This window comes from Massilia rubra, assembly GCF_011682065.1.
Classification (GTDB): domain Bacteria; phylum Pseudomonadota; class Gammaproteobacteria; order Burkholderiales; family Burkholderiaceae_D; genus Telluria_A; species Telluria_A rubra.
Map to the genome: position 1 here is coordinate 99,064 of NZ_VUYU01000011.1, position 13,958 is coordinate 113,021.

Below are 13,958 nucleotides of genomic sequence, written 5' to 3' on the forward strand. Positions count from 1 at the left end.
GTGTCGCTACACTTCCGCCGTTGCCGCCACACATAAAACCGTCTTTCCCGCGAAGGCGGGAATCCAATTTCGTCGCTCATCGCAGGTGCCTTGGATTCCCGCCTTCGCGGGAAAGACGGTTTTGAGGGTAGAGGGGCAAAACGAATTGGTCGAAGCTTGTAGTTTGTGACAAAACGACCAAGCCGACGCCACTACACGTCACTCCAGTCGGGCGGCCTTCACTCCCGGCATCCCATTCCGCCCCGCCGCCGCCGTTCTATAGGATAATCTCGCTTTACAGTTTCGGCAGCAGGAGTTTCCCGTGGACAATTTATACACCACCCTCGGCGTGGCGCCGAATGCGACCGACGACGAGATCAAGAAGGTTTACCGCTCGCTGGCGATGCGTTTCCATCCGGACCGCAACGATGCGCCCGGTGCGGAAGTGCGTTTCAAGAGCATCGTCAAGGCTTACGAAATCCTGTCCGACCCGGCCAGGCGCGAGGAATACAACCAGAGCGTCAACCACCGCATCATCATCGATGCGGAAGAAGAGGCGTTCGCCTTGTGGCGTTCGCTGTTCAGTCTGAATGGCGTGACCTTGCCGGTGTAAGCATCGCCCCCAACTTCCGGACATGGCACGCGCTTGCCCAAGGCGCCGTGCGTCCGCGCTTCGCTTCAACAGTCGATACGCATTACCAACAGGATCAGAAAATGACAAAAGTACATCCCGAATTTGCCTACCAGTCGCGTGAACTCGGCGGCCAGATCGACGGCATTTTGGGCGACCCGCCGAACCGCAAGAACTACGCCATGATGGTCAATGCCCTGGTGAGCGAATACACCAGCGGCGGCGGCATCGAAGACGTCAACATGATGAGCTTCGCGCTGGTCGATCACATCACCTTCAGCAATCCCAAGGGCTTGCTGGCCGAAGCGGGCGAGTACGAAGGCGGCAGCCCCGAAAAAGTCTTCGCCATGGCCGCCTGCGAGGGCGACGCCGAAGCCATGTACGCCGCCATGACCGACAACCACCCGGACCTGGCGCGCCAGGCCATCATCACCGCGTTCCTGTTCAAGCACCCGCGCCTGTGGGACGAGGACGACGAATCGCTCGAACAGCTCTCGCGCGACGATGACGGCGACGACCGCTACGACGACGAAGACGACGGCGTCACCGACGACTTCGCCCAGATGTTCGATAAGGAAGGAGATTGAGCATGAGCGAAAACAGCAATCTGCCCGCGCTGTCGAAACAGATCAGCGAACTGGTACTGGCCGGTTCGCTGTCGCATGCCGAGCAGGCGTTTTCCGAAGCGGTCGAGACGCATGGCGACCTGGCCGTGGTCGAGGTGCTCTCCACCCTCGCGCCGCAGGTCACGGCCCTGCACTTGTCCGGTTTCGACGGCGGCAAGACCTCGCTGGCGACCTTGCTGGTGCCGCCCAAGGCCTGGGCCGACAGCCTGGCGTTTTTCGCCGCCACCTGGTCGGACGACATGATCGAAGACGACCCTGAGCGGGTCGCCGAAACCCTGTTCGCGCACGTGCACGGCATCGTGTTTTCGGCCGACGACCCGGAGCGCCGCGCCGAGCTGCTGATGGAGGCGTCGGCCACCGATCATGGCGCGACCGTGTTCGCGATCCTGTTCTCGATGGCGCCGAAAGAGATGCTGGAACTGGCCGGCGAAGTGCTGGCCAAGGGCCCGTACATCACCAGCCAGACCTCGTCCGACAGCGACGTGGCGCCGTTGGCGATCGAACTGGCCAAGGCCAGCGAAGATGGCTGGGACCGCGCCCTGTTCGAACTGTTCCCCGACTTCCGCCACAGCGGCGACATTGCCGACGCCGAGTACACTGACGATCCGGACGAAGAGCAGCAGTTCCTGATGCGCAGCACCAAGGAACTGCTGTACCGCTTGCGCAAGCAGGTGCCGTCCTCGCGCAGCAATGTGCCCAAGCGCGGCGTGCGCAAGAGCATCGGCACGGGAATCTTCTCGTGATGGAGGCGGCGCCAAACACGCTGCCGGCCATCGTCATCGAGCGCCTGCCACGGCTGGTGCGGGCGATCCGCTGCCTGTCCGCGCGCGAAATCGGCGACGAGTCGGTGATCCTGGCCGACGAACTGGCCGGCATCACCGCCATGGTGGCCGAAAAGTTCACCAACGACCGCACCGCCGAAGGCATCCAGAAGGCCTTGCTGCTGACGGTGGGCTGCGTGTCGCTGGGGCTCGAGCATGAACTGGGCGAAGAAGACGACGATGCCACGCTCGATTTCCTGATCGAAGAAGGCGCCGAGCATGCGTTCCAGGCGGGTTTTCGCATGGTGCGCGACCTGGCCGCCTTGCCGGAAGATTCGCTGGTGGGCGAGTACGACCAGGACCCGGTGTACGCGCAGCGGCGCCTGAAGGATTTGTTCGTCGACATCTGCAGCGCCGATCCGTACCAGAACTGGGCCGGGTTCGAAAAATTCGAGGTCCAGTACAAGCAGCGCAAGGCGGTGCAGGCGATCGTGCGCGCGGCCGGCTGGCTGCGCCGCCATCACTACGCGGGGCCGATCAACGACGCCGACCTCAATGCCGAAGGGGTGATTGCGGTCGCGATCATTTTTGCGATCGAAGGAGGCGGGCGGATCGTGGCGCGCACCGGGCAGGCCGACTTTGAGCGATTGGTGAAATCGGTCCGCAAGAACAAGCCCGATTATGAAGAGGGCTGGGCGGCGCTGATGAAGCAGGTCCCGGCGCAGCACCAGCCGGTGATCGCGGAGCGGATTGAATCGTACCGCACCAACTGCACCGTGATCCAGAAAATCCGCACGCGCACGGCGATGAAAACCTTGTTCGCCGAGTTCGAGAACTATGCGGGTTCGGAGCTCGATGCGGATTATGGTTGATGTCCCTGCAAGTCGTTGTTAGCAGGACCGTGGCGCTGTAAGCACGTTTGGTCTCAAAACCGTCGTTCCCGCGCAGGCGGGAATCCATAGCACGTGTGAGCAAGGGTGCTATGGATTCCCGCCTGCCCGGGAACGACGGTTTTGCAGTTAACGAAGTCTGCGACGGTCGCAGCGGCTAAACCGCCGCCTCACTCGCCAACGCCAAAAATGCCTGCACCAGCGGCGCATGCTCGCCCTTCCTCTGCGCCAGCAGCAAGGTGGTGGTCGCTCCCGCATCGAGCAAGGGCCGATAACACACCCCGTCCATCCTGATCCGCTCAAACGACCCTGGCAGCACCGACACCCCGCATCCCGCCGCCACCAGCCCGATAATGGTCGACGCTTCCCCCGCCGTCTGCGCCACCCTCGGCACGAACCCCGCATCCCGGCACAACCTGAAAATCTGCGGATAAATCCCGGTCCCCGCGCTGTGCGGATACATCACGAACGGCAGCTCGGCCATCTCGCTGAGCGCGACCGCTTTCTTGCGCGCCAGGGCCAGCCCGGTCGGCAGCACCGCCACCAGCGGATCTTCGCGCAGCGCCGTCAAGCCGATATTGTCCGGCAGCGTATCTTCCGGCGGGCGCACGAATCCCAGGTCGAGTTCGCGCCGCGCCAGCATCTCGATCTGCGGCACGGTGGCCATTTCGTGCAGGGTCAGGGTCACCGCCGGATACTGCTGGCGATAGCGGTTGATCACGTTCGCAAACAGGGGCGTGAGCGGCGTCGAGAAGGTGAACCCGATGCGCAGTTCGCCCGCCTCGCCGCGTTCGGCCCGGCGCGCGGTGCTGGCCGCCTGCTCCGACAAGGCCACGATGCGGCGCGCATCGTCCAGGAACAGTTTACCGGCCTCGGTCAGCCTCACCCAGCGCTTGGTGCGCTCGAACAGCTGCGCCCCGACGTCCGCTTCGAGCATCTGGATCGCGTGGCTCAGTGGTGGCTGGCCGATGTGCAGGCGCTCGGCGGCGCGCGTGAAATGCAGTTCCTCGGCCACGGCGATGAAGTAGCGAAGCTGGCGAAATTCCATGTCTGTAATCGATTCAGTGTATGAGAAACGACTCAAATATATATTGGACAGTATAAAAGCGCAAACCTAAGATAACTCCAGTCTATTCACTTCGGGTTGTCCATCATGCCTTCCAGCGCCGTTACCGCCGCTTCCCCCGCTTTCAAGCGCATCAACCGCGCCATGCTGTGCGGCGGCTTTTCCGCTTTCGCGCTCCTGTATTGCGTGCAGCCGCTCATGCCGCTGCTGGCGCACCAGTTCGCGCTCACGCCGGCGCAAAGCAGTTGGTCGCTGTCGATCGCCACTTTGGCACTAGCGGTGTCGCTGGTGATCAGCGGCGCGCTGTCGGACCGCATCGGCCGTAAAAAACTCATGACCTTCGCGCTGGTCGGCGCCGCCGTGTTCACGCTGCTGACCGCCGTCGCCCAGAACTACGCACAACTGCTGGTGCTGCGCGCCTTGCTCGGGTTTTCGCTGGGCGGCATGCCGGCGGTGGCTATGGCCTACCTGAGCGAAGAAATCGAAGGGCCGTCGCTCGGGCTGTCGATGGGCCTCTACATCAGCGGCACCGCGCTCGGTGGCATGGCGGGCCGGGTGATCGCCTCGTTTGTGAGCGACCATTATTCATGGCGCCTGGCGCTCGGCGCGATGGGCGCCGCCGGCTTGTACGCGGCCTGGGAGTTTGCGCGCAGCTTGCCCGAGTCGCACAATTTCAGGGGCGGCAAGCCGGGAGTGCGCGGCTTGCTGGAAGGCGCCCGCACGCATCTGCGCGACGACGGCATGCCGTGGCTGTTCGCGCTGGGTTTCCTGGTGATGGGCGTGTTCGTGAGCCTGTATAACTACATCGGCTACCGCATGCTGGCCGCGCCGTTTAACCTGAGCCAGAGCGCGGTGGGGGCCATGTCGGTGCTGTATCTGATCGGGATGTTCAGTTCCGTGTGGGCCGGCCGGCTGGCCGACCGCATCGGCCGGCGCAATGTGCTGTGGATGGTGACGGTGATCATGCTGGCCGGTCTGCTGCTCACCTTGTCCAGCCATCTGCTGTTGATTCTGGCGGGGATGAGTATGTTTACGTTCGGGTTTTTCGGGACCCACTCGGTGACCAGCAGCTGGGTCGGCCGGCGGGCGAGGGCGCCGCAGGCGCTGGCGTCGGCCATGTACCTGTTCTTCTACTATATCGGATCGAGCGTCATCGGCTCGGTATCGGGGATCGTGTGGAGCGCGGCCGGCTGGAATGGTGTGGTGGCGATGCTGGCGCTGGCCCTCGGCCTGGCCCTGGCGATGGCGCTGCGGCTGCGCGGACTGGCGCCGATCGAGGCGGCCGGTCTGAAGGCAGCGTAAGCGCGCCGATGGTGGGTAGGCAGGTGCTTACCTCTCCCAGATTTTCCATATCGGTTTGAGCAAGGGGAGCTTGGGCGTTGGTGTTGGCTCCACGGCGTCGCCGGCGGCGCGGGGCTGCACCGGCACTGGCACCGGTTCCTCCTTGGCCTGAAGCTGTTCCAACTGCCACCTTGCATTTTCGTCGGGCGGCTGTGCAATCGACCTGCCGCCACGGTGCGCCTGCTGTACGTAGTTGTGATGCGGCGTGGGCAAGGACTCCGAGCACTGCCTGGAACAGGAGTTGACCAGCATCGGAAACACGTCGGTGCCGACTTTTAAGCTGATCCAGAGCTGCAGGATGTTGTCGTAGCCGGTTTCGGTCCCGCACACACTGCACTTGACCGTGTCGCCGTGATAGCGGACCGGATTGCCGTTCAGTTGCGGAAAATGCAGGCGGTGCTTGTAGTTCCCATACAGGGCACGAGTGCTGACCCGGCTGTTGACCAGGTTTTTGCAGCGCGTCAGTTCATACGGAAACCACTGCAAGCCATACGAGGTGTAGACGTCGAAGTGCGTCAACGCCGTCATGTCGCCGATTTCCGGTGGAATGCGCTTGAGCTTGCTACCGTAGAGATGCACCTTGGTGACGCGCTTTAACTTGCCGATCGATTCCGGCAGCGTAAAAATGCCGGCGTACAGTTCGGGCCCGAGTGCCTCGCGCGGCGCGAATTCGTCCGCACCGCTCGCGTCGATTTCATCGATATAGCGGCACAGCGCCTTCCAGGCATCGGAAGACCGGTCTTGGACCTCATTGTCGATCCGGGAGATGTAGCGGTTGAATTTCATGGCATGTGCTTTCGGGGTTGAACAACAGGGCGACAGCGAATCAGATTGCGCCTTTTGCCCGCAAGGCCGCAATCTCTTCTTCGCTGCGCCCCAGCAGATCGCGCAGCACTTCATCGGTATGCTGCCCCAGCATCGGCGGCGGCAAGTCGGCCTGCGCGGGTGTGAGCGACATTTTCATCGGGCTGCGCACCAACTTCACCTTGCCCGCCGCCGGATGATCCATCTCGATGGCCACGCCGCGCGCTTTCACCTGCTCGTTCTCGAACACTTCGCCGACATCGTTGATCGGCCCGCACGGCACTCCAACCGCCTCCAGCTGCGCAATCCACTCGTCGCGCGTGCGCGTTTTGACCATCTGCGCCAGCAGCGGCACCAGCACATCGCGGTGCTGCACGCGCAGCGGATTGGTGGCAAAGCGCGGGTCGGTCAGCAAATCATCACGTCCGCCCGCTTCCACGAACTTGCGGTACTGCCCGTCGTTCCCGGTCGCGACGATGATATGTCCGTCCGCGCAGGCAAACGTCTGGTACGGCACGATGTTGGCATGCGCATTGCCCCAGCGCTTGGGCGCCTTGCCGCTGTTAAGGTAATTGCTGCCCACATTGGCCAGCATCGCCACCTGGGTATCGAGCAGCGCCATGTCGATGTACTGGCCTTGCCCCGTGCGGTCGCGGTGCGTCAGCGCGGCCAGTACCGCCACGGTGGCGTACATGCCGGTCATCAGGTCGGTCAGCGCCACGCCGGCTTTTTGCGGCCCGCCGCCGGGCAGGTCGTCACGCTCGCCGGTGACCGACATCAGCCCGCCCATGCCCTGGATCAGGAAGTCGTAGCCGGCCCGGTGCGCATACGGCCCGTCCTGCCCGAAGCCGGTCACCGAGCAGTACACCAGGTCCGGCTTGATGTCTTTCAGGCTGTCGTAATCGAGCCCGTAGCGTTTCAGCTGGCCGACCTTGTAGTTTTCCAGCACCACGTCGGCTTCGCGCGCCAGGTCGCGAATCAGTGTCTGGCCCTCGGGCGTGGCAATATCGACCGTGACGGAACGCTTGCCCCGGTTCGCAGTCAGGAAGTAGGCGGCCTCGCTGGTGTCGTTGCCGTCGGCGTCGCGCGCGTACGGTGGCCCCCAGGCGCGCGTGTCGTCGCCCACGCCGGGTCGTTCGATCTTGATCACATCGGCGCCGAGATCGGCCAGGTTCTGGGAGCACCAGGGACCGGCCAGCACGCGCGACAGATCGAGTACGCGGATGTGGCCGAGCGCCTTGGGCATGCCCGAAAATGCTTGAGTCATTGTGTCTGCCTTGTTGCAAATCAGGCAGCAATTATATCGGCTTGCGCGCCGCTGCGGCCAAGCGTGGAACGCGGCCGGACCGCCCTGGCCATTTTGTGATGAAAAGTTAAATTGGTCAGACCAATAACTTGAATTGGACTAGCCGATTTTGGAGTTTGCTGGCATACTTAGCGAAACCGACCGCAATGGCGCCCGCAATTTCCGGGCTCATGCGGGTACGGGCAGACAAGGCGACCAAAAATGACGACACCGGAAAAAACCCCGCTCCATATTCGCATGCACGCGGCCGACAACGTGGCCATCGTGGTCAACGATGGCGGCTTGCCGGCGGGGACGGTGTTTCCCGACGGGCTGGTGCTGGTCGACGCGGTGCCGCAGGGGCACAAGGTCGCCCTGGGCGATTTCGCCGAGGGCGACCCGGTGACGCGCTATAACGTGACGATCGGCTTTGCCGCCCGCGCGCTGCCGAAAGGCAGCTGGATTTCGGAAGCGGTGCTGCGCATGCCGGCCGCGCGCGAACTCGAAGGCTTGCCGATCGCCACCCGCGCCGCCCCCGTCATGGAGCCCCTGGAAGGCTACACCTTCCAGGGCTTCAAGAATGCCGACGGCTCGGTGGGAACACGCAATATCCTGGCCATTACCACCACCGTGCAATGCGTCTCCGGCGTGGTCGAACACGCGGTCAAGCGCATCAAGAGCGAACTGCTGCCGCACTACCCGAACGTGGACGACGTGGTCGGACTCGAACACACCTATGGCTGCGGCGTGGCGATCGATGCGCCGGGCGCCGAGATCCCGATCCGCACCTTGCGCAACATCACCCAGAACCCGAACTTCGGCGGTCAGGCGATGGTGGTCAGCCTGGGCTGCGAAAAACTGCAGCCGGCGCGCCTGTTCCCGAAAGGCTCGATCCCGATCCTGAGTGGCGCCGACCCCGCGCACGTGTGCCTGCAGGACGACGGCCACGTGGGCTTTCAGTCGATGATCGATTCGATCATGCGCACCGCGGAAGTGCAGCTCAAGGCGCTCAACCTGCGCCGGCGCGAAACCTGCCCGGCATCCGACCTGGTGGTCGGCGTGCAGTGCGGCGGCAGCGATGCGTTTTCGGGCGTGACGGCCAATCCGGCGGTCGGCTACGCAACCGATTTGCTGGTGCGCGCCGGCGCCAGCGTGATGTTTTCGGAAGTGACGGAAGTGCGCGACGGGATCGATCAACTGACCTCGCGCGCCGCCAACGCCGACGTGGCCGAGGCCATGATCCGCGAAATGGCCTGGTACGATGCCTACCTGACGCGCGGCGGCGTCGACCGCAGCGCCAACACCACGCCGGGTAACAAGAAGGGCGGGCTGTCGAACATCGTCGAAAAGGCGATGGGGTCGATCGTCAAGTCGGGGTCGTCCGCGATCACCGGCGTGCTCTCGCCCGGCGAAAAACTCAAACAGAAAGGGCTGATCTACGCAGCCACCCCCGCCAGTGACTTCATCTGCGGCACCTTGCAGCTGGCGGCGGGAATGAATATCCATGTGTTTACCACGGGGCGCGGCACGCCGTACGGCCTGGCCGAATGCCCGGTGATCAAAGTGGCCACGCGCAACGACCTGGCGCGCCGCTGGCACGACCTGATGGACGTGAACGCGGGCCGTATCGCCAGCGGCGAAGCGAGCATCGAAGACGTCGGCTGGGAGTTGTTCAAGCTGATGCTCGACGTGGCCAGCGGCAGCAAGACCTGGGCCGAACACTGGAAGCTGCATAACGCCCTGACCCTTTTCAATCCTGCACCGGTGACCTGATTATGAGCAAACCCTTCAAACGCATTTTGCTGACCGGCGCCGCCGGCGGCCTCGGACGCCAGCTGCGCGAGCGCATCAAACCGTGGGCCGACATCGTGCGCCTGTCCGACCTGGCCGATGTCGGCCCGGCCGGCGAAGGCGAAGAAGTCGTGCAGTGCGACCTGGCCGACAAAGCCGCCGTGCTGGCGCTGATGGAAGGCGTGGACGCGGTACTGCACTTCGGCGGGATTTCGACCGAAGCGCCATTCGACGCGATCATGCAGGCCAATATCCTCGGCACGGCCAACCTGTACGAAGCGATCCACAAGTGCGGCGTCAAGCGGGTGGTGTTCGCCAGCTCGAACCACACGATGGGCTACTACAAGACCACCGACCTGGTCGACGCCGACATGCCGCCGCGCCCTGACGGCATGTACGGCGTGAGCAAGGTGTTCGGCGAATCGCTGTCGCGCTACTACTTCGACCGCTTCGGCATCGAAACCGTATGCCTGCGCATCGGTTCGTGCTTCCCGGAGCCGGCCAACCCGCGCATGATGATTACCTACCTGAGCCTGGACGACCTGGTCGAAGCGCTGCGCTGCTCGCTGTTTGCCGCGCGCGTGGGCCACACCATTGCGTTCGGCGTGTCGGACAACAAGGCAAAATGGTGGGACGACCGTCATTCGCGCCATCTCGGATTCGTGGCCAAGGACAGCTCGACCCAGTTCGAACACAAGTTCCCCTTCGGCGGCAGCTACGCGCCGGCCGACGACATCACCATCACCTACCAGGGTGGCGGCTTCTTGCTGACCGGGCCGCAGTATAACTAGCCTGGCCCCGCTGGTGCTGCGCAGCGCGCAGCTCTCCGCCGAGATCCTTCCGGGTGTCGGCGGCGCCTTGTCGCGCCTGGACTGGATCGGCGCTGGCGCGCCGGTGCCGGTGCTGCGCCCGTACGCCGGCGGCGCGGGCGGCGGCGCGCCGCGACCGAACCAGCTGGCCTGCTTTCCGCTGGTGCCATGGTCGAACCGCATGGCCGGTGGTTTTTCGTATGGCGGCGAGCGTTACGACATCGCGCCGAACCGCGAGGGCGATCCGTTTCCGATTCATGGCGAAGGCTGGCAGCGGCCGTGGACGGTGGCGTTCCAGTCGGCCAGCCAGGTGCTGCTGATGCTCGAGCGCCGCGACGGCCTGCCGTTTTCGTACCGCGCCTCGCTCGACTACGCCTTGCGCGGCAATGCGCTGGTGGTGACGCTGGAGGTCACCAACACCGGCGTGCTGGCGCTGCCGTTCGGTTTGGGTTTGCATCCGTGGATGCCGCGCAGTCCCGGCACCACCTTGCAGGCGGTTGCGCGCAGCGTGTGGATGGCCGGCGCGGATAAACTGCCGTCGCATGCGCAGGCGATGCCGGATGCGTGGTCGTTCGCGGTTGAGCGCGCGCTCCCGCAAGGCCCGGTCGACAATGTCTTCGAAGGCTGGGATGGCAAGGCGCGCATTCGCTGGCCGGAGAATGGCCTGACGCTGTCGATAGCGGCAGACTGCGGGTATTACATTGTGTACGCACCGGCCGGTGGGGATTTTTTCTGCTTCGAGCCGGTCGACCACCTGATCGACGCGCACAACATGGCGGGCGGGCCTGCCAGGCATGGCTTGACGATCCTGGCGCCGGGGCAGCGGCTGCGCCGCACCTTCAGCTTTACGGTAACTTGATTGCCACTTGCGCCACGCCGCGTTCGATGGTCTGCACCACGCGCGACGCGGGCTTTAACGCCAGCTCGATCACCCGCAAGGCCAGCTGCGGCTGCGCGTCCCCGCACATGAAAATATCGGCCGCCGCAAAGCCGTACTCCGGCCAGGTATGGATCGAGATGTGCGACTCGGCCAGCAGCAGCACGCCGGTCACCCCCATCGCCTCGCCAAAACTATGAAAATGGCTGTGCAAGATGCGCGCCCCGGCCGCTTGCGCGCCGGCGCGCAGCAGCGCATCGATATCGGCGCTGGTCGTCAACAGCGCCGGATCAACGCCATGGAAATCGGCCAGCAGATGAATGCCAGCCGGGCGATGTGCGGCCATCGTCATTTGTGCCCGCCGCCGGAACCGCCGCCGGAACTGCCGCTGTTCGAACTCCAGCTGCTGCCGCTGCTACCGCGATTGCCGCCGTGACCGGAGTGCGTGTTGGACATGGAATCGAACATCGCGACCCAGATGATGATGGTCGTGAGCACCGTCACCGCGATCGCGTACAGTAAATAGCGTTCGTTCATTGCTCATCCTTGTTGGCGATGCGGGTAAATGCCGCCGGCAGGAAAATGGCCGCCAGCCCCACCAGCAGGAACAGCGCCGACGTGCCGAAGTTGACCAGCAGCGGAATCAGGTTCAATCCGAGCAGCCACAAGAAAAACTTGAACAGGATGTTCGACAGCGGCGCCCCGCGCGCGGGTGGCGCGTTCCTGGGCGTGGCGGGGACCCGCGGCGCGCCGGGCGGCCTGGCTTTCTTGACCGGGTCGTCGAACCAGGCCATCACCTGGTCGGTAGCCAGGGGCTTGGAGCGCGACCAGGTCATCTCCTCGTCGGTGACCTCGGCCGCCAGGGTGGTTTTGCCGTATTTGAATTCCATCGTGCGGGTCCGGTCGCCGGCCTGCACGCGCCAGTTGAAGGCGCCCGCGGCGGCCACTACCCGCGCCATGTAATCGGCCGACTTGTTGTACTCGACCTTGTCGGCCAGGGCCACATCGGGTTGGTCCGCATGCCACGCCGGCCAATGGCTCATGACGTCGGCCCGATGCCAGCCATCGACGCTTTCGACCAGCCAGAAAAAACTGGCGCGCGTGCTGTAGAGCAGATACTGGGTCCAGCTTTCCCCATCGTCCGCCTCGCAGGTCATGGCGCCGATCACGGTGCACTGGCTGCCGCCGATGTTGGCCTTCGCGCCGATCTCGATCGTGGTGCGCATGCGCGCGACTTTGTCGCCGGCCGCCAGCACCCGCGCTTCGGGTCCGGCGGCGTCGAGCTGCGCCTTGCAGGCCGGGCAAACCAGGTTGGTCGCCACCCCCGGCAGGTAGCTGATGGTGCTGCCGCACGAAGGGCAGTCGAGGGCGTCGACCTTGCCGCGGTATTTGCCGGCGCTGGCGCGGATCTGTTCATCGTCGCGCAGCAGCTGGCAGCGCATCTCGGCCAAGGTGACCGCGACCCCGGTGTACACCACCGGCACGTCGCCATCGGTGTAGTCGAGCGTGAGAAAGCGCGGGCCGCTGCGAAAGTCGGCCACCCTGATGCGCCAGCCTTCGCCAACCCGGAACGGCAGCTCGCCCTGGCCGGCGATGCATTCGCCGCTGCGTTTTTCCGACGCCAGCCAGCGCTCCCCGTCGATCTGGCAGGTTTGGGCCACGCCGATGGCGTTGAATCCGGGCAGGGCGAGCGTGACCGCGCGCACGCTGGTGAGGGTGAACAGGCCCGAAAAGTCGCCCAGCCAGGCGTTGCTGCCGTCGTCGTACAGCACGTACCACTCGTTCCACAAGCCCCTGGCATAGCGCAGCTGGATGCGCCCGACCACCGTGAAATGGCGCCCGCCGGCGACGCCGCTGGTGCCGACCTGGATCGGCGAATAGTCTTCCAGCACGGACGACATGGTGCCCAGGTTCTTGACGGCGTCGGCATCCTTGAGCAGGGTGGCGCGACAAAACTCGCACACCGCCATGACGGCGGCGTGCGATTTGAACCGGACTTCGGCGCCGCAGCTGGGGCAGGAGACAATGTGCATTTAGCCGAGCAGTTGTTTGAGCAGCTCCGTCTTGGTGCCGTTGTAGTCGTCTTGCGAGATCAGCCCCTTGTCGAGCAATCCCTTCAGTTTCGTCAGGCGCTCTTCGATCGGGTCGACCTGCGGCACGGGCGCCTGCAAGGGCGCGGTCGGCGCCGGCGGCACCTGCGGGATCAGCGAGCCGCTCATGCCTTGCGCCATGGCGTGGCCCAGCATCGCGCCGGCGCCCAGGCCCGCGCCGAGGCCGGCCAGGCCGCCTTCGTTCTGCGCCGCCAGCGGAATGCTGGTGGCCACCTGGAATTGCGTGAACCCGCCCATCTTCTCGCCCGACAGGCCACCCTTCATGCCGGCCGAGATGCGTTCGTCGAGCGCGGCCTGCAGTTCTTCCGGCAGGCTGACGCTGGCGACGTTGAATTCGTCGAGCACCACGCCGTAGCGCGCGAAGGCGATGTACAGGTCGCCCTTGACCTGCTGCGCCATCAGCGCCTGGTTGGCGGCCATGTCGAGGAAGGCGACTTTGGCGCTGCCGAGCGAACTGGCCATGCTGGCCATCAGGATGCCGCGCAACTGGTCTTCGACCTCGTCGCGCGTGTAGACTTCGCGCGTGCCGCTGATTTCGGTGAAGAACAGGCGCGGGTCGGCCACGCGGTACGAGTACATGCCGAAGGCGCGCACGCGGATCATGTCGAAGTCGGCGTCGCGGATCGTGATCGGCTGCGGCGTGCCCCATTTGCGGCCGGTCTGCACGCGCGTGCTGAAGAAATACACGTCCGACTTGAAGGGCGAATCGAAGAACTTGTCCCAGTTTTTCAGGTTGGTCAGCAGCGGCAGCGTATTGGTGGTCAGCGTGTGGGTGCCGGGACCGAAGACGTCGGCGATCTTGCCTTCGTTGACGAACAGCGCCATCTGCGACTCGCGCACGTTGAGGATGGCGCCGTTCTGGATTTCGAAGTCTTGCATGGGAAAGCGCCATGCCAGCACGCCATCGTTCTCTTCGTTCCATTGCAGGACGTCGATGAACTGTTTTCTGATGAATGAGCCAAGGGACATGTCGGTCTCCGGTAGGAA

Annotated in this window: 15 protein-coding genes; 8 read left to right on the forward strand and 7 right to left on the reverse strand. The window is 64.3% G+C overall.

Annotated features, from left to right (window positions below):
* Nucleotides 1–301 precede the first annotated feature (301 nt).
* The 4 genes from F0185_RS17910 to F0185_RS17925 all read left to right on the forward strand — a co-directional run bounded on the left by F0185_RS17910 (nucleotide 302) and on the right by F0185_RS17925 (nucleotide 2,869).
* Entirely contained in the window at nucleotides 302–592 is a 291-nt protein-coding gene (locus F0185_RS17910) for a J domain-containing protein (protein WP_167226648.1), read from the forward strand.
* 101 nt (nucleotides 593–693) lie between these two features.
* Entirely contained in the window at nucleotides 694–1,197 is a 504-nt protein-coding gene (locus F0185_RS17915) for a hypothetical protein (RefSeq protein ID WP_167226650.1), read from the forward strand.
* A gap of 2 nt (nucleotides 1,198–1,199) precedes the next feature.
* Nucleotides 1,200–1,979: a hypothetical protein gene (locus F0185_RS17920; protein WP_166896957.1), complete on the forward strand. Its 780-nt coding sequence runs from the start codon at nucleotides 1,200–1,202 to the stop codon at nucleotides 1,977–1,979.
* Nucleotides 1,979–2,869: a hypothetical protein gene (locus F0185_RS17925; RefSeq protein WP_167226652.1), complete on the forward strand. Its 891-nt coding sequence runs from the start codon at nucleotides 1,979–1,981 to the stop codon at nucleotides 2,867–2,869. Before F0185_RS17920 ends, F0185_RS17925 begins: the two co-directional genes overlap by 1 nt.
* A 175-nt stretch (nucleotides 2,870–3,044) precedes the next feature.
* Here F0185_RS17925 and F0185_RS17930 read toward each other — a convergent pair whose 3' ends face one another.
* Nucleotides 3,045–3,935, reverse strand: coding sequence for a LysR family transcriptional regulator (locus F0185_RS17930; protein WP_167226654.1), 891 nt, complete (start codon nucleotides 3,933–3,935; stop codon nucleotides 3,045–3,047).
* Nucleotides 3,936–4,040: 105 nt separating this feature from the next.
* Between F0185_RS17930 and F0185_RS17935 the strand changes: the two genes are divergently transcribed.
* Entirely contained in the window at nucleotides 4,041–5,255 is a 1,215-nt protein-coding gene (locus F0185_RS17935) for an MFS transporter (protein ID WP_167226656.1), read from the forward strand.
* 27 nt (nucleotides 5,256–5,282) lie between these two features.
* On the opposite strand, the gene F0185_RS17940 is transcribed toward F0185_RS17935, so the two are convergent.
* A complete protein-coding gene (locus F0185_RS17940; protein ID WP_187362578.1) occupies nucleotides 5,283–6,080 on the reverse strand; it encodes a leucine-rich repeat domain-containing protein in 798 nt (265 codons plus the stop codon).
* A gap of 40 nt (nucleotides 6,081–6,120) precedes the next feature.
* On the reverse strand, nucleotides 6,121–7,365 hold the full coding sequence (locus F0185_RS17945; protein ID WP_229477080.1) for a CaiB/BaiF CoA transferase family protein: 1,245 nt from the start codon (nucleotides 7,363–7,365) through the stop codon (nucleotides 6,121–6,123).
* A gap of 240 nt (nucleotides 7,366–7,605) precedes the next feature.
* On the opposite strand from F0185_RS17945, the gene garD reads away from it, so the two are divergent.
* Genes garD through F0185_RS17960 form a run of 3 tightly spaced genes read left to right on the forward strand, consistent with a single transcriptional unit; the run spans nucleotide 7,606 to nucleotide 10,842 of the window.
* Complete coding sequence (gene garD / locus F0185_RS17950; protein WP_167226658.1) at nucleotides 7,606–9,156, forward strand: galactarate dehydratase; 1,551 nt, start codon at nucleotides 7,606–7,608, stop codon at nucleotides 9,154–9,156.
* 2 nt (nucleotides 9,157–9,158) lie between these two features.
* The gene (locus F0185_RS17955; RefSeq protein ID WP_167226660.1) at nucleotides 9,159–9,965 is read left to right on the forward strand and encodes an NAD-dependent epimerase/dehydratase family protein; all 807 of its coding nucleotides are present in this window, start codon (nucleotides 9,159–9,161) and stop codon (nucleotides 9,963–9,965) included.
* Nucleotides 9,966–9,978: 13 nt separating this feature from the next.
* Entirely contained in the window at nucleotides 9,979–10,842 is an 864-nt protein-coding gene (locus F0185_RS17960; RefSeq protein WP_370664031.1) for an aldose 1-epimerase, read from the forward strand.
* Here the strand turns inward: F0185_RS17960 and speD are convergent.
* The 4 genes from speD to F0185_RS17980 are packed head-to-tail and all read right to left on the reverse strand — an operon-like array spanning nucleotide 10,829 to nucleotide 13,940.
* The gene (gene speD / locus F0185_RS17965) at nucleotides 10,829–11,206 is read right to left on the reverse strand and encodes an adenosylmethionine decarboxylase (RefSeq protein WP_370664035.1); all 378 of its coding nucleotides are present in this window, start codon (nucleotides 11,204–11,206) and stop codon (nucleotides 10,829–10,831) included. The two genes, F0185_RS17960 and speD, sit on opposite strands and share 14 nt — an antisense overlap.
* A 2-nt stretch (nucleotides 11,207–11,208) precedes the next feature.
* Nucleotides 11,209–11,397, reverse strand: coding sequence for a hypothetical protein (locus F0185_RS17970; protein ID WP_167226664.1), 189 nt, complete (start codon nucleotides 11,395–11,397; stop codon nucleotides 11,209–11,211).
* Nucleotides 11,394–12,893 (reverse strand): DUF4178 domain-containing protein, encoded by a 1,500-nt coding sequence (locus F0185_RS17975; RefSeq protein WP_167226666.1) that lies wholly within the window; start codon nucleotides 12,891–12,893, stop codon nucleotides 11,394–11,396. The genes F0185_RS17970 and F0185_RS17975 overlap by 4 nt, the downstream gene beginning before the upstream one ends.
* Nucleotides 12,894–13,940, reverse strand: a complete 1,047-nt coding sequence (locus F0185_RS17980; protein WP_167226668.1) for an SPFH domain-containing protein — start codon at nucleotides 13,938–13,940, stop codon at nucleotides 12,894–12,896.
* Nucleotides 13,941–13,958 lie beyond the last annotated feature (18 nt).